This is a genomic window from Priestia sp. YIM B13490 (genome assembly GCF_042787735.1).
In the GTDB taxonomy this organism is placed as follows: domain Bacteria; phylum Bacillota; class Bacilli; order Bacillales; family Bacillaceae_H; genus Priestia; species Priestia megaterium.
This window is the reverse complement of sequence record NZ_JBHZOT010000004.1, coordinates 291,276-316,752: the sequence shown is the minus strand read 5'-3', so window position 1 is coordinate 316,752 and position 25,477 is coordinate 291,276. Positions and strand designations below refer to the sequence as shown.

The 25,477-nt window shown below is 38.6% G+C and carries 25 protein-coding genes; 20 read left to right on the top strand and 5 right to left on the bottom strand.

Annotation, left to right across the window (positions count from 1 at the left end):
- Nucleotides 1–5: 5 nt before the first annotated feature.
- From ACFX4R_RS15935 to ACFX4R_RS15925, 3 genes are all read left to right on the top strand, one after another.
- Entirely contained in the window at nucleotides 6–932 is a 927-nt protein-coding gene (locus ACFX4R_RS15935; protein WP_043975932.1) for a hypothetical protein, read from the top strand.
- A gap of 92 nt (nucleotides 933–1,024) precedes the next feature.
- Nucleotides 1,025–3,166: a type I pullulanase gene (gene pulA, locus ACFX4R_RS15930; RefSeq protein WP_043975934.1), complete on the top strand. Its 2,142-nt coding sequence runs from the start codon at nucleotides 1,025–1,027 to the stop codon at nucleotides 3,164–3,166.
- 191 nt (nucleotides 3,167–3,357) lie between these two features.
- Complete coding sequence (locus tag ACFX4R_RS15925; protein ID WP_028410490.1) at nucleotides 3,358–4,152, top strand: phosphotransferase family protein; 795 nt, start codon at nucleotides 3,358–3,360, stop codon at nucleotides 4,150–4,152.
- A 6-nt stretch (nucleotides 4,153–4,158) separates the two neighbouring features.
- Here the strand turns inward: ACFX4R_RS15925 and ACFX4R_RS15920 are convergent, their stop codons facing one another.
- A complete protein-coding gene (locus tag ACFX4R_RS15920) occupies nucleotides 4,159–4,437 on the bottom strand; it encodes a YtzH-like family protein (RefSeq protein WP_013059510.1) in 279 nt (92 codons plus the stop codon).
- Nucleotides 4,438–4,564: 127 nt separating this feature from the next.
- On the opposite strand from ACFX4R_RS15920, the gene trmB reads away from it, so the two are divergent.
- Together trmB and ACFX4R_RS15910 are read left to right on the top strand one after the other, a co-directional pair.
- Nucleotides 4,565–5,215 (top strand): tRNA (guanosine(46)-N7)-methyltransferase TrmB, encoded by a 651-nt coding sequence (gene trmB / locus ACFX4R_RS15915; protein WP_043975938.1) that lies wholly within the window; start codon nucleotides 4,565–4,567, stop codon nucleotides 5,213–5,215.
- A 75-nt stretch (nucleotides 5,216–5,290) separates the two neighbouring features.
- Nucleotides 5,291–6,148 (top strand): YtnP family quorum-quenching lactonase, encoded by an 858-nt coding sequence (locus tag ACFX4R_RS15910; protein ID WP_043975940.1) that lies wholly within the window; start codon nucleotides 5,291–5,293, stop codon nucleotides 6,146–6,148.
- Here the strand turns inward: ACFX4R_RS15910 and ACFX4R_RS15905 are convergent.
- Nucleotides 6,117–6,428, bottom strand: coding sequence for a PepSY domain-containing protein (locus tag ACFX4R_RS15905; protein WP_025750689.1), 312 nt, complete (start codon nucleotides 6,426–6,428; stop codon nucleotides 6,117–6,119). The genes ACFX4R_RS15910 and ACFX4R_RS15905 overlap by 32 nt on opposite strands.
- Before the next feature lie 152 nt (nucleotides 6,429–6,580).
- Here ACFX4R_RS15905 and ACFX4R_RS15900 point away from each other — a divergent pair, with 152 nt between their 5' ends.
- The 8 genes from ACFX4R_RS15900 to murC all read left to right on the top strand — a co-directional run bounded on the left by ACFX4R_RS15900 (nucleotide 6,581) and on the right by murC (nucleotide 16,209).
- A complete protein-coding gene (locus ACFX4R_RS15900) occupies nucleotides 6,581–7,654 on the top strand; it encodes a M42 family metallopeptidase (RefSeq protein WP_013059506.1) in 1,074 nt (357 codons plus the stop codon).
- Nucleotides 7,655–7,712: 58 nt separating this feature from the next.
- On the top strand, nucleotides 7,713–8,237 hold the full coding sequence (locus ACFX4R_RS15895) for a DUF84 family protein (RefSeq protein WP_043975943.1): 525 nt from the start codon (nucleotides 7,713–7,715) through the stop codon (nucleotides 8,235–8,237).
- Nucleotides 8,238–8,390: 153 nt separating this feature from the next.
- Nucleotides 8,391–8,708, top strand: a complete 318-nt coding sequence (locus ACFX4R_RS15890; protein WP_013059504.1) for a thioredoxin family protein — start codon at nucleotides 8,391–8,393, stop codon at nucleotides 8,706–8,708.
- 72 nt (nucleotides 8,709–8,780) lie between these two features.
- A complete protein-coding gene (locus ACFX4R_RS15885) occupies nucleotides 8,781–9,593 on the top strand; it encodes a DUF1444 domain-containing protein (protein WP_014457994.1) in 813 nt (270 codons plus the stop codon).
- Between the two features lie 2 nt (nucleotides 9,594–9,595).
- Nucleotides 9,596–10,201: a YtpR family tRNA-binding protein gene (gene ytpR, locus ACFX4R_RS15880; RefSeq protein WP_013085234.1), complete on the top strand. Its 606-nt coding sequence runs from the start codon at nucleotides 9,596–9,598 to the stop codon at nucleotides 10,199–10,201.
- A 429-nt stretch (nucleotides 10,202–10,630) separates the two neighbouring features.
- Nucleotides 10,631–13,729: a DNA translocase FtsK gene (locus tag ACFX4R_RS15875; protein WP_043975946.1), complete on the top strand. Its 3,099-nt coding sequence runs from the start codon at nucleotides 10,631–10,633 to the stop codon at nucleotides 13,727–13,729.
- 339 nt (nucleotides 13,730–14,068) lie between these two features.
- Entirely contained in the window at nucleotides 14,069–14,722 is a 654-nt protein-coding gene (locus ACFX4R_RS15870) for a hypothetical protein (protein ID WP_043975948.1), read from the top strand.
- 185 nt (nucleotides 14,723–14,907) lie between these two features.
- A complete protein-coding gene (gene murC, locus ACFX4R_RS15865) occupies nucleotides 14,908–16,209 on the top strand; it encodes a UDP-N-acetylmuramate--L-alanine ligase (RefSeq protein WP_013059499.1) in 1,302 nt (433 codons plus the stop codon).
- Nucleotides 16,210–16,249: 40 nt separating this feature from the next.
- Here murC and ACFX4R_RS15860 read toward each other — a convergent pair whose 3' ends face one another.
- A complete protein-coding gene (locus ACFX4R_RS15860) occupies nucleotides 16,250–17,365 on the bottom strand; it encodes an aminopeptidase (RefSeq protein WP_013085232.1) in 1,116 nt (371 codons plus the stop codon).
- Between the two features lie 281 nt (nucleotides 17,366–17,646).
- On the opposite strand from ACFX4R_RS15860, the gene ACFX4R_RS15855 reads away from it, so the two are divergent.
- From ACFX4R_RS15855 to motS, 7 genes are all read left to right on the top strand, one after another.
- Nucleotides 17,647–18,132, top strand: coding sequence for a DUF948 domain-containing protein (locus ACFX4R_RS15855; RefSeq protein WP_013085231.1), 486 nt, complete (start codon nucleotides 17,647–17,649; stop codon nucleotides 18,130–18,132).
- Between the two features lie 27 nt (nucleotides 18,133–18,159).
- Nucleotides 18,160–18,615, top strand: a complete 456-nt coding sequence (locus ACFX4R_RS15850) for a YtxH domain-containing protein (RefSeq protein WP_013059496.1) — start codon at nucleotides 18,160–18,162, stop codon at nucleotides 18,613–18,615.
- A 213-nt stretch (nucleotides 18,616–18,828) separates the two neighbouring features.
- Nucleotides 18,829–19,152 (top strand): bacillithiol system redox-active protein YtxJ, encoded by a 324-nt coding sequence (gene ytxJ, locus ACFX4R_RS15845; RefSeq protein WP_043975951.1) that lies wholly within the window; start codon nucleotides 18,829–18,831, stop codon nucleotides 19,150–19,152.
- A 328-nt stretch (nucleotides 19,153–19,480) separates the two neighbouring features.
- Complete coding sequence (locus ACFX4R_RS15840) at nucleotides 19,481–20,557, top strand: bifunctional 3-deoxy-7-phosphoheptulonate synthase/chorismate mutase (protein WP_043975954.1); 1,077 nt, start codon at nucleotides 19,481–19,483, stop codon at nucleotides 20,555–20,557.
- A gap of 558 nt (nucleotides 20,558–21,115) precedes the next feature.
- Nucleotides 21,116–22,114, top strand: coding sequence for a catabolite control protein A (gene ccpA / locus ACFX4R_RS15835; protein WP_025750682.1), 999 nt, complete (start codon nucleotides 21,116–21,118; stop codon nucleotides 22,112–22,114).
- 53 nt (nucleotides 22,115–22,167) lie between these two features.
- On the top strand, nucleotides 22,168–22,971 hold the full coding sequence (gene motP / locus ACFX4R_RS15830) for a flagellar motor protein MotP (protein WP_014458004.1): 804 nt from the start codon (nucleotides 22,168–22,170) through the stop codon (nucleotides 22,969–22,971).
- On the top strand, nucleotides 22,961–23,617 hold the full coding sequence (motS, locus tag ACFX4R_RS15825) for a flagellar motor protein MotS (protein WP_080781548.1): 657 nt from the start codon (nucleotides 22,961–22,963) through the stop codon (nucleotides 23,615–23,617). Before motP ends, motS begins: the two co-directional genes overlap by 11 nt.
- 29 nt (nucleotides 23,618–23,646) lie before the next feature.
- Here motS and ACFX4R_RS15820 read toward each other — a convergent pair whose 3' ends face one another.
- The gene (locus tag ACFX4R_RS15820) at nucleotides 23,647–24,810 is read right to left on the bottom strand and encodes an acetoin utilization protein AcuC (protein WP_016765740.1); all 1,164 of its coding nucleotides are present in this window, start codon (nucleotides 24,808–24,810) and stop codon (nucleotides 23,647–23,649) included.
- Complete coding sequence (locus ACFX4R_RS15815) at nucleotides 24,810–25,451, bottom strand: acetoin utilization AcuB family protein (protein ID WP_043975958.1); 642 nt, start codon at nucleotides 25,449–25,451, stop codon at nucleotides 24,810–24,812. Before ACFX4R_RS15815 ends, ACFX4R_RS15820 begins: the two co-directional genes overlap by 1 nt.
- Between the last annotated feature and the right edge of the window lie 26 nt (nucleotides 25,452–25,477).

The following is a 25,477-nucleotide window of genomic DNA, read 5'->3' as shown; positions in this document are numbered from 1 at the left end:
TAAACGTGGCGCAGCTACTTAAGGTGCAAGATTATATTTCCCGTTATGAAAAAGACGTTTATCACTACACGTCTCAGTTTAATCACTTAAAAAAGCATAATTGGAAGAAAGCAAAGCAATTATTTGAAGAAGGGCTATTACATGAGCCGCCTGTACAAGAAGAAACAAAAGCTCAACGTTCATTTTTGCAAAAAGCAAAAGAGCGGTTTACAAGAAAAAAAGAAACGTGTGAAGTGGAAGAAGCGTTCTCTAGCGATAGCGTGGAAAATCAAGAGCTATTGAGGTTTACAACTCTTCCACAAACAGCGGAAGACTTGAAAATATTGTTTTTAGAAAATGTATTTGATCTTCAAATGAAATGGGCTACATCCACTTTATTTGAGTTCTCACAAGCAGATCGTAAATATTACCATGATGAAGCTCTCCGTTATTTTATTCAGCGCTTTCCTGATACATGTCTCGTGATGTACAAGCCTGTTTTCCTGATTAATAAAGCTCCGGTAGAAGGAGATATCATTATTGTTACTCCAACGGAAACCCTCTGTATTTGTTTAATAGAAACATATAAAAGTGCTGTTTTTCAGTATTCAAAAGAAAATTTTTGGACAGAGTTAAGAGGAAGAGATCAAAAAAAGATATTAAATCCTTTAATTGGGTTAAATCGAACGGAGCAAATTGTCCGAAGCATCTATCGTACTCACGATATTGAACATAACGTAAAGAAAATATTACTGAGCAGAAATGGATACATTGATTACGCTGCGGAGCCTTATCAGGTTGAATTTGTAGATGCTAGAAAGTATGAAGAATGGTTTTGTGAACTTAGGAAATCTAAAGCACCTTTAAAGTTTAAGCAGATGAAAGCAGCTCAAGTATTGCTCGAACACAGCCAGAGTATTTATTTTGACCGGGAATTCGAAGCAGGTGAATAATACGAACATTCACGCTATGAAAGTGCTTTCGTTTTTGCGTTTACTACATATAATGCTACTAAAGAGGTAATTGGCATAAGGAGGAGAAAAGGATGACTGGTGATAATAAGTTTCAAGCTTATTTAGATCAAATAGATCGTATTACTCTTTTAGTTCCAACTTCTTATCATGAAGGTCAAATTGATTTTTTTGTGATTAAAAGTACACAAATACATGAGACCATCTCTATTGAAAACGTACATGAATTAGAAGGTTTTATCAAATATGAAGGCAAGGTTGAAGGTAGCATAGAAATTGGACAGTCGTACGTTATCTGTGATAATTACGGAGAGAAAGTTCCGCTGCAGGTAGGGGCTGTTATACGAACCAAAGAGTTTGATGAGAGATTTTATTATAATCAAAATGATTTGGGTGCAGCCTTTTATTCAGATCATATTATGATAAAAATTTGGGCCCCGACTGCATCAGCAGTGATTTTAAAATTAATACATGCAAACAGCGGCAAAGAAGAACTGTACGTCATGGCTCGTCAAAGAAAAGGCGTATGGGAAAAGAAACTTCCCTTAGATAAAGAAGGATATTATTATCGATTTTTAATAGATGTAAACGACCGGACAAATGAAGCGGTGGATCCTTATGCCGTTGCAGCTACAGCAAATAGTGAATACGGAGTTCTGATAAATCTTCATACAGCCTATGTTCATCCCCATGAAAAGCCACCTTTCCTTCAGCCAACAGATGCCGTTATTTACGAAATGCACGTTCGCGACTTTTCTATTCATCCTTTAAGCGGGATAGAAAAAAAGGGCACATACCTAGCTGTTACTGAATCAAGCGGGCAGCCAGGCAAAACAACAGGTCTTCATTATTTAAAAGAGCTAGGAGTGACCCACCTTGAATTTCTTCCTATTAACGACTTTGGCGGAGTAGATGAATTAAACCCTCATGCTTCTTATAATTGGGGGTATAATCCATTGTTGTTTAATGTACCAGAAGGAAGCTACTCCGCTGACCCTTCAAATCCTGCCACTCGTATTGCTGAAGTGAAACAATTAATATCAACACTTCATCAACAGGGATTCCGTGTTATTATAGATGTAGTTTATAATCACGTATTTGTACGAGAGGAATCACCTTTTGAAAAAATTGTTCCGGGCTATTATTTTCGACATGATGAGTTTGGGATGCCTTCGAACGGGACGGGAGTAGGAAATGATTTTGCTTCTGAACGGAAAATGGCGCAAAAGTTTATTATCGATTCAGTATTGTTTTGGATAAAAGAGTACGACGTTGATGGGCTTCGCTTTGACCTCATGGGGATTTTAGATATAGAAACGATGAACATCATTCGGGACAAAATAAATGAAATTGATTCTACTATTTTGGTGTTTGGCGAAGGCTGGGATTTAAACACTCCTCTCCCCTATAATCAAAAAGCAATTATGGCGAATGCCCGCCAAACGCCTCAAATCGGCTATTTTAATGATCGCTTTCGAGATTCTGTAAAAGGAAGCACGTTTGATGTATATGAAAAAGGTTTTATCAGCGGAAATATTCATCAAAAAGAGACCGTGCAATCTGTTATAGCGGGGAGCATTCTGGATAAAGAAGACAGCCGGGCTTTATTTATAAATCCAGCACAATCAGTTAATTACGTTGAATCACATGATAATCATACGCTGTGGGATAAGTTAACGAATTCAAATGGAGAAGAAGACGAAGACATTCGTAGAAGTCGTCACCGCCTTGCTACTGCTATTGTACTTCTTTCGCAAGGCATACCGTTTCTTCATAGTGGTCAAGAGTTTTACCGCACTAAACAAGGCGTAGAGAACAGCTATAATTCACCCGATGATATTAATGCACTTGATTGGAATCGACGGATCAAATTTTCTCCTGATGTGAATTGGGTTCAAGAGCTGATTCGTATTCGCAAACAGCACGGTGCATTTCGCTTGGGAGATGCTTCAGCGATTAGGCAGCATGTTTCTTTCCTAAATACGCCGCAATCCGTTATTGGCTATTGCTTATCAAACGTATTGGCTTACGGTCCGTGGAAGAATATTATTGTGTTTTTTAATCAAGGCCTAATGGAAGAAAAAGTAGTTTTGCCAGAAGGACCATGGAAAATAGCACTTGATCATTGTAAAGTATATAAAAATGGGTATCCTACTATAGAGGATAATGCTATAAACGTTTCAAAGCTTAGCGTTCTTATTTTATTTCAAACGTAATTATTGTCTTCAACCACTTGACGAAAAAAGTATGATGGAGATAATATTTATAAAGGATGGCTATTGATACATATCCTCAATAGCCGTCTTTTTTATTTACTAAGAAAATAACGTCATGATGTCTTAATAGATTGCTTTATTGAGTGAAATTTTTAAACGAAATGTGTGTGTTGAAATTGAAGGTGAATTGGTTGGAAGATATATTAGGAAGCGAATGGGAAATTACTCCTGCTGGCGGAGCGACAGGAGAAGCTTATTTTGCAAAATTTCAAGACCGAAAGCTTTTTTTAAAGCGTAATTCATCACCTTTTTTAGCAGTATTGTCAGCTGAAGGAATCGTACCGAAGCTCGTGTGGACAAGACGAATGGAAAATGGAGATGTGATCACAGCTCAGCACTGGCTAGATGGTCGAGAATTAAAACCAAAAGATATGAATTCGAGTCGAGTGACAGAATTGCTTAGTAAAATTCATCATTCAAACGAGTTATTAGATATGTTGAAAAGGTTGGGGAAAACACCGCTTCTTCCCGAAGACGTGCTAGCCGATATTGTAGAGAATGTGGACGAGCGACTTCAAAAAGAAAGTATTGTAGAGCAGGGAATCAGTTATTTACAAGCAGAGCTTCCGTCCGTTCAGACAGATAAATATGTTGTGTGTCACTGTGATGTGAACCACAATAACTGGATGCTTGGAGAGAATACGCAGCTATATTTAATCGACTGGGACGGAGCGATGATTGCAGATCCTGCTATTGATTTAGGTTTATTGCTTTATTGGTACATCAATCCATCTCAGTGGGAAGAATGGCTTGAGCATTATGGAGTTGAACTAACCGAGAACTTGAAAAAGAGAATGAAGTGGTATGTGATAAGTCAAACCATTTTATTCATTGAATGGCATCGTTCGAAAAATGAACATTCTGAAATGAACTACTGGCTTGAATATCTTCGGATGTTGCTCGTCAACGACATTCAAGCACAGTAGCAAAGATTATGACAAGGTAGATAGTTCTTGGACCCATTGTGATAAATTTTGTTGATTGGTTTGAATATGTTCGTCTAAATGAGCAGCACTTTTTGCATCTTGCGTGTATTTATACACGTTTTGTAGTGTTGCTTGTACGTCTGTGCTAGCGTATCCTTTTGCTAACATTGATTGAATTAAACGTTCAACCTGTTCACATTCCGCAACCGTTCCGCAGCAATCACTTTGATGATTAGATAAAATATCTTTTAATATATTCATTTGGTGTTCGGCATTTAAAGGCATTAAGCATCATCCTTTCTCGTATGATGCTCTTATTTTTTTCTATCTAAACACAATTATGCATGAGAATGTCGGTTGTTTCGAATAACCGACATTTTCAATGCGTCAAAATACATTAAAGAGGTGCAACATGAGATTACGAAACAAACCTTGGGCAAAAGATAAAATTGCTGAAAATCCCCAATACGTGGTTCCAAACCCAGCAGAGTATAAAGGGAACTGGAAAGGGGTTTTTGGAAACGAAAATCCTCTTCATATTGAAGTAGGAACAGGAAAAGGCCAATTTTTAGTAGGGATGGCTAAACAAAATCCGCATATCAACTATATTGGAATTGAAATGTATGAAAGTGTCATCTTAAGTGCTCTAGAACGATTGATTGAAGAAGAGCTTCCAAATTTAAAGCTGTTGAATGTAGATGCTAACCACCTTAGTGAGTTTTTTGCAAAAAATGACGTGGATCGCGTTTATCTCAATTTCTCTGATCCATGGCCAAAAAAGAGACATGCCAAACGCCGTTTAACATACAAAACGTTCTTAAGCATGTACGAAAACCTGCTGGTTGATGGTGGAGAAATTCACTTTAAAACAGATAATCAAGGTCTATTTGAATATTCATTGACAAGCTTTTCAGAATATGGGCTTCTTCTCAAATACATTAGCTTAGATTTGCATAAAAGCGATTTTGAAGGCAATGTTATGACGGAATATGAAGAGAAATTTTCACAAAAAGGCAGCCGTATTTACCGCTGTGAAGTAAAATACCTGAACGAAAAAGACTGAGTTCATCAGTCTTTTTTTGTTCAAAAAGAGAAGGAGATAGTGATAAAATAAAAAGGAATATAATGGAGGTGTAAAATGGAAACGTTAACAATAGGCGAATTAAAAGTGACATGGCTTCGTGGAGGGAATAATCATTTAGACGGAGGAGCAATGTTTGGTGTTGTTCCAAAAGAGCTTTGGACAAAAAAATATCCTATCTCAGAAGGAAATCGAATTCCAATGAGAACTGATCCTTTGCTCGTTCAAACTGAAAAACACCTCATGTTAATTGATGGGGGTATAGGGAATGGTATGTTGGATGAGAAAAAAAAGCGTCATTTTGGTGTAACAGAAGAATCATTTATTGCTGAAGATTTACAAAAGTTAGGGTTTACGTGCGAAGATATTACTCATGTCATTATGACGCATCTTCACTTTGATCATGTGTCAGGCTTAACAAAATGCAGCAACGGACATTTTTCCTCTGCTTTTCCAAATGCAGAAATCTTTGTTAGTGAGATCGAGTGGAATGAAATGAGAAATCCTAATATACGTTCTAAAAATACGTATTGGAAACAAAATTGGGAATTTATTCAGCATCAAGTAACAACATTTAGCGATAAAGATGAAATTGTGCCTGGAGTAACGGCTCATCATACCGGCGGTCACAGCGATGGTCATGCTGTAGTTGTATTAAAAGGAAACAATGACATCTTAGTGCACATGGGCGATCTTTTGCCAACACATGCACATCAAAATGTCTTATGGGTAATGGCATATGATGATTATCCAATGACTTCGATTGAACAAAAGCAGCAGTGGCTAGCTTATGCCTATGAGAATCAAGCTTGGCTAAGTTTTTATCATGATGCTTTTTATCGAGCTGTAAAATGGGATAACAAAGGAGAAATAGTTGACGAAATTAAACGGGTGCATTCAGCGTCAATTCAATAATAGAACCGCTTTTTTTATCAATGAAAAACTCGTAATGTTCCTGTTTTGCATCACGTGTTCTGATAATTCCACCTGTATAACCATAAAAAGAGAGACCATGTTTTTGAATGACTTTAGTCGTTGTTTCAATCCATGAGCCATCGATTGCCCCATTTTGTTTAAAAGCGCTTTTAACAATCGTAAGGGCTTCCGATGAGGAAATTGACGACTTTCTTTTTTGAAGAATATAAGCGCTTGCAAATCCGACTGCAGCTCCTGCTATTAGTTGAGTCCATTTCACGTTATTCACCTGCTTTTTAAGGATATGTTTTCATCATTATATCAAATTGTCGAATGCTTTGTTAAGTTGAGTTATAGAAGAGAAGGACGGAACTAGCAACTATTTCCGGTTTTCGATACAATAAAGAAAATGATACATAAAGGAGAGTATATATGAACAATGAAACGCTATCTCTATTTAAAACATTAACGGAGTTACCAGGTGCCGCTGGAAACGAACATCAAGTACGTTCATTTATGCGCTCGCAAATTGAACCCCTTGTAGATGAAGTCATTCAAGATGGGTTAGGAAGTTTATTCGGCGTTCGCTATAATGAAGAAAAAGGTCCTAAAGTAATGGTAGCGGGACATATGGACGAAGTAGGATTTATGGTTACGTCTGTAACAGATAAAGGAATGCTTCGTTTTCAAACTCTAGGAGGATGGTGGAGTCAAGTACTGCTAGCTCAACGCGTCCATGTTGTTACAAAAAAAGGTCCTATCACCGGCGTAATTGCTTCTATCCCTCCTCATTTATTAGACGAATCACAGCGCAACAAGCCAATGGCCATTAAAAATATGATGATTGATGTGGGCGCAGATAGTAAGCAGGAAGTAGCAGAAATGGGCATTCGTCCTGGCGACCAAATTGTACCGATTTGTCCGTTTACGCCAATGGCAAATGAAAAGAAAATACTGGCGAAAGCATGGGATAACCGCTATGGGTGCGGACTTGCGATTGAATTATTAAAAGAAGTAAAAAATGAAAAATTGCCAAATATCTTATATTCTGGAGCTACTGTGCAAGAAGAAGTAGGACTTCGCGGTGCTCAATCAGCTGCGAATATGATTAAACCGGATTTGTTTTATGCACTAGATGCTAGTCCAGCTAACGATACATCAGGCGATAAAAATGCATTTGGACAATTAGGAAAAGGCGTATTACTTCGTATCTTTGACCGTACGATGGTCACACATAGAGGAATGAGAGAATTTATTTTAGATACAGCTGAGACAAACAGCATCCCTTATCAATACTTTGTTTCTCCAGGAGGTACGGATGCAGGGCGCGTTCATACTTCTAATAATGGAGTTCCTTCTGCGGTCATCGGCGTATGTTCACGTTATATTCATACTCATGCTTCTATGATTCATGTAGATGACTATGCAGCTGCAAAAGAATTACTAGTCAAACTTGTACGTTCTACAGACCAAACAACGCTCGATACGATTAAGCAAAACGGATAAAAAAGAACAAAGCAGCTGCTTTTGCGGTTGCTTTGTTTCATAATGACAGGAGAAAAAAATGAAAATTGCAATCGGAACGGAAAATCCAACAAAAGTAAATGCAGTAAAAAAAGTATTTGGAGATACTTTTACATATGTAGAGGTAGGCGTGCAGTCCGGGGTGTCGCCACAGCCTTTTTCTGACGAAGAAACCATCCAAGGAGCGGTTAATCGCGCGCGTGCTGCTGTGAAAGAGACAGGTGCTGATATTGGTATTGGGCTTGAAGGAGGGGTGCAGGAAACGCCTCATGGCTTATTCCTTTGCAATTGGGGAAGCCTTGTTACCTCTAAGGACCTTGAACCGATTTTAGGTGGAGGGGCTCGTATTCGGCTTCCTGAAGCGGTAGCCGGTATGCTTCGTCATGATAAAAAAGAATTAGCCGAAGCTATGGAAGTGTATACAAACCAAAAGAATATCCGAAAAAAAGAAGGAGCAATCGGTATTTTCACCAATGGAAATTTAGATCGGACCGCTATGTTTTATCAGGTTGTTTTAATGCTAAAAGGACAGCTTGATTTTAGGACAAATCAAGCTGTTCAATAGGAAATTTCTTTGTAACCCTTTATAATAGAAAAGCATCAGTGTATGATAGTTGCAACAACTCATATACTATGTTTTGATGTAGAAGGATTAAATAATGTATAGGGCTTTAGCCGTTTAAATACGAAAGTAAAAGAAAAAGTGGAGGAAAGAAAAATGGAAAAAATGCAAACAATTGAACAATACAAAGAAATCATTAAAGAAGGAAAGCATATCATGATGTTTTCAGCAGACTGGTGCCCAGATTGCCGAGTAATCGAGCCTGTGCTTCCAGAAATTGAGGCGAATCATAGTGAGTATACCTTTCACTATGTCGACCGCGATGACTTTATCGATCTTTGTGCAGAATTAAGCATCTTTGGAATTCCAAGCTTTGTTGGTTACAGCAACGGAGAAGAAACAGGGCGTTTTGTCAGCAAAGACCGTAAAACAAAAGAAGAAATTGAAGAGTTTATTAACGGCTTAAATGCATAAATCAAGTGAAGACTGATAGCGATTTACAGCTATCAGTCTTCATACATAAAAATGAGAAAAGGAGGCGTAAATATGGCGAAAATGAATAGTCAAAAGATGAGAAAACTACTAGAAGAGCGATTAACGGGTGCAGATTGGTCATTTTTATTTGATCGTGAAAAAGATACGCTGCGCGTTGAACATCAGGAAACGAAAAAAGGTGTAACCATTTCTTTACCTGGGCTAATTGCAAAATGGGAAGAAAAAAAGGAAGCGGCTCTAGATGAAATGGTATATTATATAAAAGAAGCTCTTCGTGTTATGAACGATGAACAGCAGGTAACGGGAAAAGAAAAGCGCATTTATCCAGTTATTCGCTCAACGTCTTTTCCAGATAAATCGAATGAAGACGTGCCGTTGATTTATGATGAACATACAGCTGAAACACGCATTTATTATGCGCTTGATTTAGGCAATACATATCGTCTATTAGATGAGAAACTAATTCGCAAGGAAAATTTAGATCTATCCGCAGTGCGGGAAATGGCTAAATTTAATCTTCGCTCTTTGCCGATTTCACATAAAAAAGATACGGTAGCAGGCAATGACTTTTATTTTGTAAATCAGAACGATGGATACGATGCAAGTCGAATTCTTAACGAGGCATTTTTGCAAGATTTTGCTTCTAGTGTTTCGGGCACAATGGCTGTAGCAGTACCTCATCAAGATGTGCTGATTCTAGCTGATATTCAAAACGAAACGGGTTATGATATTCTTGCGCAAATGACCATGAGCTTTTTTGCAAGTGGACGTGTACCCATCACAGCTCTTTCATTTTTATACGAAAACGGTGAGCTAGAACCTATTTTTATTCTAGGGAAAAATCGCAGTAAAGGACGGGACTAATTATGAATCTTTTTTATAATAAAGAAGGTATCGGCGATACATTAATCGTCAAGCTAGAAGATATCGCAATTGAAAATCGCACGTTTGAAACAAAAGGCGACGTTGTGCGTATCTTTGATCAAAAATCAAATACAACAGCTGGCTATAACATCTTTCATGCTTCTTCTAAGTTAAAAGTAGAGGGAAATGGTTCTCTTGAATTAACAGAAGAAATGGTGGAAGAAGTAAATCGTGTACTTAGCGAAAGCGGTTTTGAAGGTAAACTTGAAGTGGATTTATCTCCTAAATTTGTAGTGGGATACGTTCAAGAAAAAGAAAAGCATCCAAATGCAGATAAGCTGAACATCTGTAAAGTAGATGTTGGCACAGAAACACTTCAAATTGTGTGTGGAGCACCAAATGTAGACGCAGGTCAAAAAGTCGTGGTAGCAAAAGTAGGAGCGGTTATGCCAAGCGGCATGATCATTAAAGATGCAGAGCTGCGCGGTGTGCCTTCTTCAGGTATGATTTGCTCTGCTAAAGAGCTGGCGCTTCCGAACGCTCCTCAAGAAAAAGGAATTCTAGTACTTGAAGACAAATATGAAGTAGGTCAACCTTTTCAAGCATAAAAGCAGATTGCGATACTGATTTATAGGGCAAAAGCATGATGTTTTTTTACACGTATATTTCAAAGCGTTACAGTTGCTGAAAAGCAATTGTCAATTCTTAAAAAGGTTTGATAAAATTAAAAGCCACTAGTATATACTAGTGGCTTTTTTCGCGTTTAATTATGAGTGCTAACTAGGCGCAAAAAAATATTTTTGCAAAGAGGAATTTTACTGTATAAATAAGGGAAGCAAAATAGTAGATTTTATAGTAAGAGTTCAAGCATACGTGATAGAATGATAAATGAAAAGATAGTATATATATCCATCTCAGAGAATACTTTGAGGCCAAAGGTAAATAAAGGATGCATGGATAGCTTTTTGTAGATATCGCAGCACTGCGGTATAAGAGGCTAAACGAAGTAAGATAGTCTGATAGAAAGAGTGATAAAAATGGGTTTTGTACGAAAAGTAATGGATTATTTACTAGGATACGAAGTGAAAGAAATTGTTGTAGACGAACATGGAAATACAACGGAAGAATACCCTTTAAATAGAGAAAAAACAATTCCTAAAAAGAAGGCTCCTAAGCCTAAACAAATGCAGTCAGTTCATCAAAAGCCAGTGATGAAAGCAGCGCCAAAACCTTCTGTTCCACACTCGGCCAGAACGCAAAAGCGGAGTTACACTGAAGAACAGCAAGATGTTCATACAAAAGTAGCTTATCAATATCCAAAAGGAACGTTTCGTTTTCCTTTAATTGATGATACGGGAGAAGCAAAAAAGGCAGCAGCGCCTAAAAATGAACCAAGGCCTGTAACAAAAAAGGCACCGGCTCCGTTTTATCAAGAGCCTGTTCGCAAGTCGGCGCTAACGCAGCCTAAGTCAGTATCTCAGCCGTTAAAAACGGTATCTGAAAAGAAAGAAGCGGTTCCGCAAGTAAGAAAACGTCCGTTTCGTCCTACTGAAATTCCTTCACCTGTCTATGGGTTTAATAAACGGCCTTCTAATGTTGTACAAAACGGAAGTGAGGAAGTAGTAGAATATGAGCTTCCGAGTACACAGTTATCAAAAGCGGCGTTTGAAGATGAAATTTACCGACGAGCGATGAATACAGCTGTTGTAGAGCCGTTAAGAAAACCGGTTTCTAAGCCTATAGCCGAAGAAGCACCGATTCAAGAAACAGAAGAAATGATGCAACTGTCTTCTCAGCGTTTTGCTCAGTGGAAGCAATATGAGGAAAATCAAAAAGAGAAGCTATCATTTCCTGAAGAAAAGCCAAGTTCTTTAGTAGCCGTAAAAGAACAGGAAGAGGTGCCAGCTTTTGAAGAATCACATGCGGTCGAACCGTTAGTGGGACAAGAGAGCACTCTTGACTGGGATTCAGCGAAAGGTATGACAGCGCCCGAAGAAGTTCCAATTTCAGAGGAAACGCGCCCGTCTGAACCATCAGTTTCTCTCCAACAAGAGATAGGAAATGAGACTGAAGAAGTAGAAACGTTGATGGACGGAAGCGAAGTGTTTTTACAAGCAGCAGAAGAAGTAGAAGCACTAAAGCCTAGAAAGAAAGAAGAAGCTCCAGCTGCTGAGAAAGAAAGTGACGTCATTCTAGAAGAGCCTGCAAACAGTGTTCATATGGAAGCAGAACATGAGCTGAATTCTGAAAGTTTAAATTCATCGCAACCCGCAGCTGATGAATGGCAACCAGAAGCGGCATCGGCTGTTGTTCACCAAGAGCTTGAAAATTCGGTGATAAAAGAGGAAGAAAGCAGTATGCATGAAAGTCAAGAGTTACAAGAACAAGTACAGCAAGAGTCAGCTGTAGAACCTCTTGTACCTGCAGAACAGCCAGGAAATGCTGAACGAGGTCGCGGTAAGCGATTAGTGCCTTTTAACGTGATGATGCTGAAAAAAGACCGCACAAAGATGAATAACAGCGCTCGAGAAAAAAGTCAGCCGTCTCAAGGTTCATACCAAGGGCAGGAGACAGAAGCTCTGCAAAAAAAAACGGAAGTAAGTAGGCAAGAAGAAGTTCACGGTGAAAAAACCAAAGAAGCAATTCCGCAGGCTTCGTTAAAAGCTGAAGAACCTGTAAATGTAAAGGCTTCTTCTCCTTATGCATTTCCTGGAATGAACTTGCTTAACATTCCTCCAGCTGCTATTGAAGAAGATAATCAATGGGCGGATGAGCAGCGTGAGCTTTTGGATATGACATTAAAAAACTTTAACGTTCGAGCTAAGGTCGTAAACGTCACACAAGGTCCTACCGTGACCAGATTTGAAGTACATCCTGAACCCGGTGTGAAAGTGAACAAAATTACGAATTTAACAGATGATATTAAACTGAGCCTAGCCGCGCGTGATATCCGAATTGAAGCGCCAATTCCAGGGAAAAATACGATTGGAATTGAAGTGCCAAATCGTCAAAGTAAGCCGGTGTTAATTCGTGAAATTTTGAGGCATCCCTCTTTTAGAAAAGATAACTCTCCTTTAACGGTGGCTTTAGGGTTAGATATTTCAGGAACGCCGGTTGTGACTGACTTGAATAAAATGCCTCATGGTTTGATTGCCGGAGCGACAGGGTCTGGTAAAAGCGTGTGTATTAATACTATTATCGTCAGCTTGCTTTATAAAGCTGCGCCGCACGAAGTCAAGCTTATGTTAATTGACCCTAAAATGGTTGAGCTAGCTCCTTACAACGGTATTCCGCATTTAGTCAGCCCGGTTATCACGGATGCTAAAGCAGCTACTACAGCTTTAAAATGGGCAGTAGAGGAAATGGAGCGCCGTTATGAATTGTTTGCACATGCGGGCGTACGTGATATTACAAAATACAACGAACGTGTAAAAGAACATAATGAAAAAAGCGGGGAGCTCCCATATCTAGTTATTATTATTGATGAACTTGCCGACTTAATGATGGTATCTCCTGGGGAAGTAGAGGAAGCTATTTGCCGTATTGCACAAAAGGCAAGAGCATGTGGCATTCACTTATTGCTTGCAACTCAGCGTCCTTCCGTAGATGTGATTACAGGCTTAATTAAAGCGAATGTGCCAACGCGTATTGCATTTTCTGTTTCTTCGCAAGTTGATTCACGTACAATTATCGACACAGGGGGAGCAGAGAAGCTACTAGGTAAAGGTGATATGCTGCTTCTTGAAAACGGCTCTTCTAAAAGCGTTCGAATTCAAGGGAACTTTGTTTCAGATGAAGAAATTGACCGCGTTGTAGATCATGTCAAAAAGCAAATGAAGCCAACATACCTATTTGATCAAGAAGATTTGTTGAAAAAGCAGCAGAGCTTTGCTTCAAATGAAGAAGATGAGCTTTTCTATGAAGCATGCGAGTTTGTGCTAGACCAAGGCGGTGCATCTACTTCCAGTCTGCAAAGACGCTTCAGAATGGGGTACAATCGCGCTGCGCGCCTCATTGATATGATGGAACAGCAAGGCATTATTTCAGAAGCAAAAGGAAGCAAGCCGAGAGATGTGCTCATTACCGAAAACGAGCTTCAGGAAATGGAAAGTCAAACAGCCACTTCTACATTTTAAGCTGTTTTTCTACATGTAGGTTAAAAAAGAGGCTATGCAAGATCAGCAGGATACAGCATTGTGTGAGCTAACGCTCTGTCACTGTATCCGTCGCCTCTTTTTTTCCTGCTTTAAGTTCGTTTATACAGAATTTGAGTAGAGATTTTGGAAGAAATCCATGAAGAAAAAAAGGAAAAGGTTTGTCAGAACTAGTAAAATGATTTACTATATGTAAGGATAATGTGTGTGTTGCTTTTTTAGCATGTGATAGTTTGCTATCATTTCTCACCAGCAGAAACATATGAGCTGAAGGCGTATAAAGAGGACAAACTAAAATAATTAGAGTACGAGTGAAGAGTAATGAGAGAAGAAAATCATGAACTGATTAACTTTAATGAAATTCGTGAACAAAAGCAGCTTCAGTCTGATAATGCTATTTGCGACTTTTACAATCAATATTTCTTTTTTGTGAACCGCTATACGAATATACGAGAAAAAGTGCGGGCTTCACATTTATTTAAAGAGTTAGTAAACTTGCCTCATGAGGCGCCTCTGTCTGATTCCCATGAACAATTATTTTTTCAGTGGTTTGCATTTGAATATGTAACCATTCAGGGGAAAACCCTGCTGCAGCTTTTTTTAGCTGATCAGGCAAAGCAGAAAACAGAGTCGTTTTTGATTCAAGGAGCCTTTTTTTTGACGAGTGTACTAGAGCCAATTATTGTGTCTAAAGTACCTAATTCGTTTTTCTTAAAAGGATATACCCCATTGACAAATGAGCAGGTTATCATCAAAGATGTAAGAGGAAGATTTGCAAATTTAGAGGAACAACAAGTAATTTGGATTCGAAAAATAAAATCAATCGGATATGACGTGTTAATTGACTCTTTCTTTTTAGGACATAAACAACGCATTGAACAGTTAGTAACGCAATATAATGACAAAAAAAATGCAATGACATGGCGCTCGTTTTTAAAACAGCAGGCTATATACTATGTGATGAAGCCAAAATAAAAGGCCGTTTCGCAAGGGAAGAGAGTAGAAATGGAGTCATGGAGTTATGTTATAAGAAGTGATATAATGTACGGATGTTATCGTGAAATCATCAATCAAACGACATTTATATACGTTTGTAAGAGCAATTCTAGATAACCGTCATATACTGTCTTACAGATAGACGAATGTTGGAGGTTCTTTATATGACAGTTTACCATTTTGTAGGTATTAAAGGAACAGGAATGAGTGCGCTTGCGCAAATCCTAAACGATATGGGCTTTCAAGTTCAAGGATCGGATATTGAAAAAGAAATTTTTACGCAAAAAGCACTAGAACAGCAGGGAATTCCTGTTTTACCATTTGATAAAAATAATATTAAAGACGGCATGACTGTAATCGCAGGAAATGCTTTTCCTGATACGCATGAAGAAATTGCAGAAGCAGCTTCAAAAGAAGGAGTCAAGCTTGTACGCTATCACCGTTTCTTAGGTGACTTTATGAAACAGTATACGAGTGTAGCCGTAACAGGAGCACACGGAAAAACATCCACAACGGGTATGTTAGCGCATGTGATTCAAGGAGCTGAACCTACTTCATATTTAATTGGAGACGGTACGGGTAAAGGTGTAAAAGACAGCAAGTATTTTGCGTTTGAGGCATGTGAGTATCGCCGCCACTTCTTATCTTATACGCCAGACTATGCAATTATGACGAATATTGATTTTGATCACCCTGATTATTTTGCCAATATCGACGATGTATTCAGCGCGTTCCAAGAGATGGCACTTCAAGTCAAAAAAGGAATTATTGCCTGTGGTGACGATGAACATCTGCAGCAAATTCAAGCGAAGGTACCTGTTCTTTATTACGGCTTAGGCGAAGAAAATGATTTCCAAGCACGTAATATCGTAAAAAGCACAACAGGCACAACATTTGATGTGTTCGTTCGTAATACATTCCACGCATCATTTGAAATTCCAGGGTATGGCGACCATAACATCTTAAATGCACTTTCTGTTATTGCACTTTGTCATTATGAAGAAATTGACGTTGCTGTGCTGCAAGAGCGTTTTAAAACATATCAAGGTGTAAAACGTCGTTTCAGTGAAAAGAACGTTGGCAAACAAGTGCTAATCGATGATTATGCACACCATCCAACGGAAATTAATGCAACGATTTCAGCTGCTCGTCAAAAGTATCCAAACCGTGAAGTTGTGGCTGTTTTCCAACCGCATACTTTTACGCGTACACAAACGTTCTTAGAGGACTTTGCAGCAAGCTTACAGCACGCTGATAAAGTATATCTATGTGATATTTTTGGATCAGCTCGTGAGCATCAAGGTAAATTATCAATTGAAGATTTACGAAGCAAAATCAGCGGAGCTGAATTAATTAATGAAGAAACAATTGAATCGTTAAAAGACCATAATGAAGCTGTATTAGTATTTATGGGTGCTGGAGACATTCAAAAGTTTGAAAAACTATATCAGCAAACCGTATCATAAAAAAAAGGCACTCAGGAGAGTGCCTTTTTTCTTTCAAAACTCATTTTAAATTTTCAGGATTTAACGCTTTTAATTCCTCAATGACAAATAACCCGTCTTTACGAATTAACACGTCATCGAAATAAATCTCACCGCCGCCGTATTCTGGGCGCTGAATCATCACCATATCCCAGTGAATATTTGACTTGTTTCCATTATACGCATCTTCGTAGCACTCGCCAGGAGTGAAGTGGAAACTTCCGTCAATTTTTTCATCAAATAAGATGTCTTGCATTGGATGTTGAATATATGGATTTACGCCAATCGCAAATTCGCCAACAAAACGTGCGCCTTCATCCGTATCAAAAATGCCGTTGATGCGTTCTGTATCATTAGCGGTTGCTTCAACAATCTTACCGTTTTTAAATGTTAAGGATACATTCTCAAACGTAAAGCCTTGATAGTTAGAAGGAGTGTTGTAAGAAATTGTTCCGTTTACAGAATCACGTACAGGAGCCGTGTATACTTCACCGTCCGGAATATTCATTTCCCCGGCACACTTCACTGCAGGAATATCTTTAATAGAGAACGTTAAGTCTGTATTCTCACCTGTTAAACGCACTTTGTCCGTACGGTTCATAAGCTCAACCAAAGCATCCATCGCTTTGCTCATTTTGCCATAGTCTAAGTTACATACATCAAAATAAAAATCTTCAAATGCTTCTGTACTCATTTTAGCAAGCTGCGCCATTGAATCGTTTGGATAGCGAAGAACAACCCATTTTGTTTTTGGAACGCGAATTTCTCTATGTACTTTTTTACCGATCGTATTCCCTTGGATTTTCATTTTATCTGCCGGAACATCTGATTGTTCAAAAATGTTTGAGCCAGAACGCAAGCCAATATAAGCATTCATTTCCTTCATCACATTTGCTTCGAAGTCTGCCATCATATTGAACTGCTCTTCTTGTGCACCGTTTAAAAGAGCGCGGTCTACCGAATGATCTTTTAGCAGTACAAATGGATAACCACCCGCCTTGTACGCTTCATCTACAAGTGCTGTCACAAGTTCGCGCTGAAGTCCAAAGTTTTCGATTAATACTTTTTCTCCTTTTTGAAGGCGAACAGAATAATTAATTAAATTTTTAGCTAATGTCGCAATTCTAGGGTCTTTCATAAATAGTGCCTCCTTAAAATAGCAATGATTGGTGATTCACTTTCTATTGTACCCCACTGAGCTTATTTTGTTTGTTTTTATGCTTTAAAATCCTTTTTTTCTTTAGGAAGGGAAATAACTCATATATCGCGAAATAATGTACAATCTTCCCTTTTTCTGAATAAAAGCAGAGAGAATATGGTAAAGTTAAAGAGTCTATAGGGAATAGAAGGTTTAATTGTTTATAAAATTGGGAAAGTAGTTATAACAAGAGAGAAGAAAATAGGAGGTGCCTTGCACAGATGGTTATTATTCTTTATTTAAGCGCTGCTATTGTTGCCATTGCGATTTTTTACCTGGTGGTTTCCGTGTCCAAAACATTGAAATCCGTTCAGCACACATTAAATTCAGTGGCAGGTACTTTAGACGGTGTAGAAAAGCAAATGACAGGAATCACAGCTGAAACAACTGCACTTTTACATAAGACTAATCTGTTAGCTGAAGATATTCAGCGTAAATCCGAAGCGCTGAACACAGTGGTGGATTCTGTTAAAGGCGTAGGTGACTCAATCCAAGACCTAAATAAGTCTATTAAAAGCGTATCATCAAGCGTTTCAGAGAAAGTAGAAGAAAATAAAGAAACTGTTGCTCAAGTTGTTCAATGGAGCAATGTTGCATTAGACGTATGGGAACGTATAAAATTAAGAAAACAGAAAAAAGTTGAAGCAGAGCCTGTACCTGTTGAAGTAAAAGAAAAAGCGGTTCAACGCTCACGCTCATTTTCATAAGGATGAACTTTAAAGGAGGAGACGCATATGTCAAACAAACCAAATAAACCAAACAACACTTCAAATAAAGGCTTTTTAGTAGGAACAGTGATTGGAGGAGTTGTAGGAGCTGCAACGGCATTACTACTTGCTCCAAAATCAGGTAAAGAGTTCCGTTCTGATTTAAATGAGCAGGCAGCTTACGTTCGTTTAAAAACAGAGCAAGCGAAAAACAGCGCTGTTGAAAAAGGACAAGGGTTTGCTCAAACGGCTAAAGAAAAAACGGCTGGTTTATCACAAACACTGTCTGAGCAATCTTCACAAGTAGTGGACAAGGTGAAAAACTTCCGTAAAGTAGATCCTGAACACGAAGCATTACCGCCAACAAGCTTAGAAGTGCTTGCTGATGAAGTTGAGTCTCAAAGCAACGAAGACGTTCAGCAAAAGCTAACAGAAGCTCAAAAAGCACTAGATGAAGTGGAAAGCACAGTGCCACGACCATAATAAAGAATCAAAAGCGTTTACCCTATAGGGTGAACGCTTTTTTTGTATGTAATTTAGGTTGGATAACAACAAGTAAATAATTGTTTCATTGCAGAAAAAAACTCCACCTTATAAATGAATTTATGAGCATCATACATAAAGCTGAGCACTCTTTTTGTATGGAAACGCTCAAACCATGTAAACTTAAGAGTAAGTACAGAAAGGGTGAAAAAAATGAAAAAAATTTCAACAGTTGAAGAGTTCGAACAAGTTGTAAAGGAAAACAATCGCTTTTTATTTTTAAAACACAGTACAACGTGTCCAATTAGTGCAGCTGGTCATGAGGCATTTTCAGCATTTGCTTCTGGTCATGAAGACATTCCTTCTTATTATCTTCATGTTCAAGATTCACGTGATGTATCTAACTATATCGCTGAGACGTATGAAGTGAAGCATGAATCACCTCAAGCGCTTCTGTTTGAAGATGGAAAAGTGAAGTGGCATGCTTCTCACTGGAACATTAACAAAGACGAATTAGCGAAAAACGTAGCTCACTAATCGAAAAAGTATTTTAGTAAAAGAAAAATCCGAACATTAATCGTTCGGATTTTTTCATTGGAAGGGTGAACGTAGGTTTACTGTATGACAAGCAATCCATAATAGATTGTTTATCCCAATTTTCCGCCTTTAGGTTGGAGCGATTTAGCTATGCCTCAACCTCTTTTTTTTATAAGCTGATTGCGGTTTCATCCGCTTTTTCGTACAATAGATGTAGTTTAGCACATAAAAGCAGAGAAGCCCCTTACATATATCCTCCATCATCTATCATCTTATGTAGTAACCCTGCTAAACGGATTTTTTAAAATCAGTGAAAGGGTGGACGTACATGACGAATTCAAATCTTCAGCATTTGCGATCTCAAATTGACGAAGTAAATATGAAACTGTTAAAGCTTATTAATGAGCGAGGCGAGCTTGTTCAAGAAATAGGAAAGTTAAAAGGCATGCAGTCAACCAAACGATTTGATCCCGTTCGTGAACGAGCAATGCTTGATGCGATTTTAAGCAAGAATGAAGGACCGTTTCAAACGTCTACGCTTCAACATATTTTCAAAGAGATTTTCAAAGCTCATTTAGAGCTTCAAGAAGACGATCATCGTAAAGCACTTCTTGTATCCCGTAAAAAGAAGCCGGAAAATACAATTGTTACGGTAAAAGGAGAAACAATTGGTGACGGACTTCAGCGTTTTGTAGCAGGACCTTGTTCCGTTGAAAGCTATGAGCAAGTAGCAGCCGTAGCAAAAGCCGTGAAGCAGCAGGGCGTGCGGATGCTTAGAGGCGGAGCCTACAAGCCAAGAACATCTCCTTATGATTTTCAAGGCCTTGGCTTAGAAGGATTGCAAATTTTAAAAAGAGTAGCTGACGAATACGATTTAGCCGTTATTAGTGAAATTGTCGATCCCGCTGATATTGAAACAGCTGTAGAATACGTAGATGTGATTCAAATTGGCGCTCGTAATATGCAAAATTTTGAGCTGTTAAAAGAAGCGGGTGCGGTGAAGAAGCCTGTCTTATTAAAGCGAGGCTTAGCCGCTACGATTGATGAGTTTATTAATGCTGCTGAATACATTGTTTCAAAAGGAAATGATCAGCTGATTTTGTGTGAACGAGGAATTCGTACGTATGAGCGAGCAACGCGAAATACGCTGGATATTTCAGCTGTTCCCATTTTAAAACAAGAAACTCATTTACCTGTTTTAGTCGACGTCACCCATTCAACGGGAAGACGAGATTTACTTGTTCCAACGGCTAAAGCAGCTCTTGCCATCGGTGCAGATGGAATTATGGCAGAAGTTCATCCAGATCCTGCCGTAGCACTTTCTGATTCAGCTCAGCAAATGGATATCCCGCAATTTACAGAATTTATGAAGCAGCTAAAACCTATATGTAACTTAAATTTATAAAAAAACGTAAAAATGAAAAATTCGTATACTTTTATGACAAGTTTGAGGCACTTAATGGTTTCAAGCTTGTTTGCCTTTCGTTATAATAAAGATAAGCGAAATTATCACGTATTTTGAAAACAGTCGATAACTTTTGTCAAAATAGGAAAGAATAAGTGCAAATCCAAAAAACAAGAATTTATGAAATTCTCGTGAAACTTGTCGGAAAAAGGCGGTAAATACGTTGCGATGAAGCACATAGTATCGTATAGTAGTTACAGATATTCGCTATCATTCTGTGATTGCATATGATATAAATTCGCGATTCACTTTTTTTATTTACTTAATATACACCGTCTTTTACATTGTTACATATAAACTGGTAAAATTGTCTTTGCCACGTAATAATAAGGGCATAACAGGAATGATTTAGATGCATACAGGGTATCTAAGCTGTATGTAAGAGTGAAGGAGCTAGAAATAGCCATTCTATAAAGGAAGATGGATTTATATACGTAAATACAAGAAATGAAATAAGGATAAAATAAACGAAATGTTTTTCGATAAGGAGTGTTTGTTGTGAACGTAACAATTTATGATGTAGCAAGGGAAGCAAGCGTGTCGATGGCAACGGTTTCTCGTGTGGTAAACGGAAATCCAAATGTAAAACCATCAACTAGAAAAAAAGTATTAGAAACAATTGAAAGACTAGGCTATCGTCCGAACGCAGTAGCGCGTGGATTAGCAAGTAAAAAAACAACGACAGTAGGAGTTATCATTCCTGATATTTCAAATATTTTCTATGCAGAATTAGCGCGTGGAATCGAAGATATTGCAACAATGTACAAATATAATATCATCTTAAGTAACTCCGATCAAAATCAAGATAAAGAACTTCACCTTTTAAATAACATGCTTGGTAAACAAGTAGACGGAATCATCTTCATGAGTGGGAATGTAACGGAAGAACACGTAGAAGAGCTAAAAAAATCACCGGTTCCAGTTGTACTTGCAGCATCAATCGAATCAACTAACCAAATCCCATCTGTAACTATTGATTATGAACAAGCAGCTTTTGATGCAGTGCAATCACTAATTGACAGCGGTCATAAAAATATTGCATTCGTTTCAGGTACGTTAGAAGAACCAATCAATCATGCGAAAAAAGTAAAAGGGTACAAGCGTGCTCTTACTGAAAGCGGATTGCCTGTACGTGATTCTTATATTGTAGAAGGAGACTACACGTACGATTCAGGTATTGAAGCGGTTGAAAAACTATTAGAAGAAGCTGAAAAGCCAACTGCTATTTTCGTTGGAACGGATGAAATGGCATTAGGCGTTATTCACGGGGCACAAGATCGCGGGTTGAATGTACCAAACGATCTAGAAGTTATCGGTTTTGATAACACAAGACTTTCAACAATGGTTCGTCCTCAGTTAACATCTGTTGTACAGCCAATGTATGATATTGGTGCAGTAGCGATGCGTCTCTTAACAAAATACATGAACAAAGAAACGGTAGACAGCAGCATTGTACAGCTTCCTCACCGCATCGAGTTCAGACAGTCAACAAAATAATACCTGTGAATGAATAAGAACGAATCCAAAGTTCAGACACGGGGAGATAGAATATGAAAAAAATTGATATGCTCACACCTATAGGGATACTAATTGGTATCTCTATGGTTGTGTTTGGGGTTATTTCAAGTGGGGGAATGAGTGGTTTTTTAGCTTTTATTGATGTACCATCGATTTTAATTGTACTGGGAGGCGTTTTTGGTACGCTGTGCGTGAGCTTTCCTTTAAAACAATTAAAAAATATGGGAAGAGTAGGGAAACAAGCGTTTCAATCTAAAGAAATAAACGTAGAAGAAATTGTAGGAACATTTGTACATTTATCGGAGAAAGCGCGTCGAGAAGGACTTCTATCGTTAGAAGCAGAGCTTGAACAAATCGATGATTCATTTGTGAAAAAAGGTATTTTGCTAGCCATTGATGGAGTAGAACCGGAAATGATTCGAGAGTTGCTTGAAGCTGAAATAGCTGCAGTGGAAGAAAGACATGCGAGAGGTCGAAGTATGTTTGAAAAAGCAGGCGATTATGCCCCCGCTTGGGGAATGATTGGGACGCTCGTTGGGCTAGTGCTAATGCTTAAAAGCCTTAATACCCCTTCATCGCTTGGGCCTAACATGGCAATTGCTCTTTTAACGACTTTCTACGGGGCGCTGCTTTCAAACTTGTTTTTTCAGCCAATCGCAGCTAAATTAGCTGGTAAAACAGAGCATGAGCTTTTTGTTAAAGAAGTGATTATTGAAGGTGTCATCGGCTTGCAGGCGGGTCAAAATTCTCGCTTTGTGCAAGCAAAGCTAAAAGTATTTGCCCCTGTTGAAAAACGAAAGCTGGAAGAAAAGAGAGAACACGTTCGTGAAGCGTAGAAGAAAAAGGTATTCGGCACAGTCGCCAAAATGGATGGTAACATTTGCTGATTTGGTGACGTTAATATTAGTTTTTTTTATTTTACTATTTTCAATGTCTAGCGTGGATAATCAAAAGTTTCAGACCGTTGTCAATTCGCTTACAAGCGGTGGCTCATTAGCTTCTGTAGAAAAGAGCCAGCAGTCTCAAAAGCTGGATAACATTTTAGCGAAAGTGCAGGATTACCTGAAGGGAAATAAGCTTCAGAATGTCATTACTGCTAAGCGAGATGAACGCGGAGTTGTGCTTATTTTACAAGAACAGGTGCTGTTTGAAACAGGACAAGCGGACATTTTGAAAAAAGGCACCCCTTTTCTGGATGAATTAGGAAGGTTATTCAGTACGATTCCAAATGATATTAAAGTAGAAGGTCATACCGACAATCGACCCATTCACACCTATCGTTATCCATCTAATTGGGAACTATCGGCAGCGCGGGCTAGCGGCGTCATACGTTATTTAACGAACCATTTTTCTCTTTCTGCTAACCGCTTTGAAGCACTTGGCTACGGAGATACAAAGCCGCTTGTTCCGAACACGTCTAATGACAATCTACAAAAAAATAGACGCGTCGAAATTATTATTTCAGATCCCGAAGCACAGTGAAAAAGGCCATACGCTTGTATAGCCTTTTTTTAAGAATGAGATGTATGAGAACGAATAGGATAAAGAGCGCGCTCAAGAGTTTGAGCGTTTTTTTCTGTTATTTCTGGTTTTCTTGGAATTGGCTGATAGATATTAGGTTCATCATCCCACTGCGTGCAAACGGGGTGAGGCGATACTTTTGTCCATTTTTCAAGCCATGACAGAGGAAGCATGCCTTCTGCCTTTCGTTCAATCATTTCAAGCCAAATGAATGACCAAGCCCGAGGAACAACCCGCCAAATATCATAACCTCCTCCGCCAACCGCAATCCATCTTCCCTGACAGTATTCATGAGCAATTTCATGAGCAATTTTAGGAATCTCACGGTATATTTTCGTGGTGCCGCATAAATGAGTGAGCGGATCGTAATAATGAGAATCGGCTCCATTTTGTGTCAAGATAACATCTGGTTTAAAAAAAGCAGCTACTTCTTTTAAAGAGGTCTTATAAACATCGAGCCAAGACTCATCTTCCGTATAAGCATCAACAGGCACATTAAATGAATAACCATAGCCTTCACTGTGCCCGCGTTCGTTAACGTTTCCCGTGCCTGGAAACAAGTAGCGTCCCGTTTCATGAATGGAAAGAGTACAAACGGAAGGGTCGTCATAAAATGTCCATTGCACGCCGTCACCGTGGTGAGCATCTGTATCGACATAGAGAACACGCGCGTTGTACTTTTGCTGCATATATTTGATGGCTACCGCGCTATCGTTATAAATACAGAAGCCGGAAGCTTTTCCTCGAAAGCCGTGGTGCAATCCTCCTCCTAAATTTAGAGCATGCTTAGCTTTTCCAGTCATCACATAATCTACAGCAGTAAGTGTACCCCCAACTAAAAATGCACTGGCTTCATGCATGTTGGGAAACATAGGTGTATCTTCTGTTCCAAGACCAAAATCTGCTGCTTTTTCAACAGAAAGCTCGCCGCTTCCTGCTAATTTTACCGCTTGAATATAGCTAGTATCATGGACAAGCTGAAGTTCTTCATCAGATGCCATCCGCGGTAATACAATATCTTGATTGCCTAAAGCGCCAAATTCCCGTAACAGTTCATATGTTAGTTGAACACGAAGCTGGTTAAACGGATGATTATTGCTGAATTTGTACGAAAGAATATCATCTGAATAAATAAATACAGCGTTACTAGTCATTACGTCATCTCCGGTAATTTAGGCCACAACACCTCATAGCCGTTTTCTTTTAATGTATTTATACTAATCAATGGATTAATAGCTTGAATGCGAAGCACAAGTATTTTATATCGTTCATCTACGTCAGGGTAGACAAGTACGCTTAAGATGTTTGTTCTCGTTGAACCAAAGAGGGATGTAACTTCAGCGAGCACGCCAGCCTTATTTTCTACTTTTATTTCAATTTGTGAACCTGGCTTATTGGTGCCGGTAAGCTGAATAAACGTATGTAATAGATCTCTTTCGGTAACAACGCCTACTAACCGCTTGTTTTTTGTGACGGGAATACAACCGATTTGATGTTCATAAAAAATACTTGCAATTTCTTCAACAAAATCAAGAGGGTGAGCTGTAATGACTTCTGTTTGCATAATCATCCGCACGGGTTCGGATAGAAGAGCAGATGTATAAGTATTATCTAAAATAGATGGACTTGCATCTCTTACGTCACGATCAGAAATGATACCAACTACGTGATGAAGGTCATTAATGATAGGAATATGTCTAATCTTATGTGTATCTAAAAGTTTCATAGCTTCAGCAATCGTATGGTCGGGGGTTAAGGTAACGAGATCAGTTTTCATCATCTCTTCAACAATCATCAGACACAGCTCCTTTTCTTAAAGGT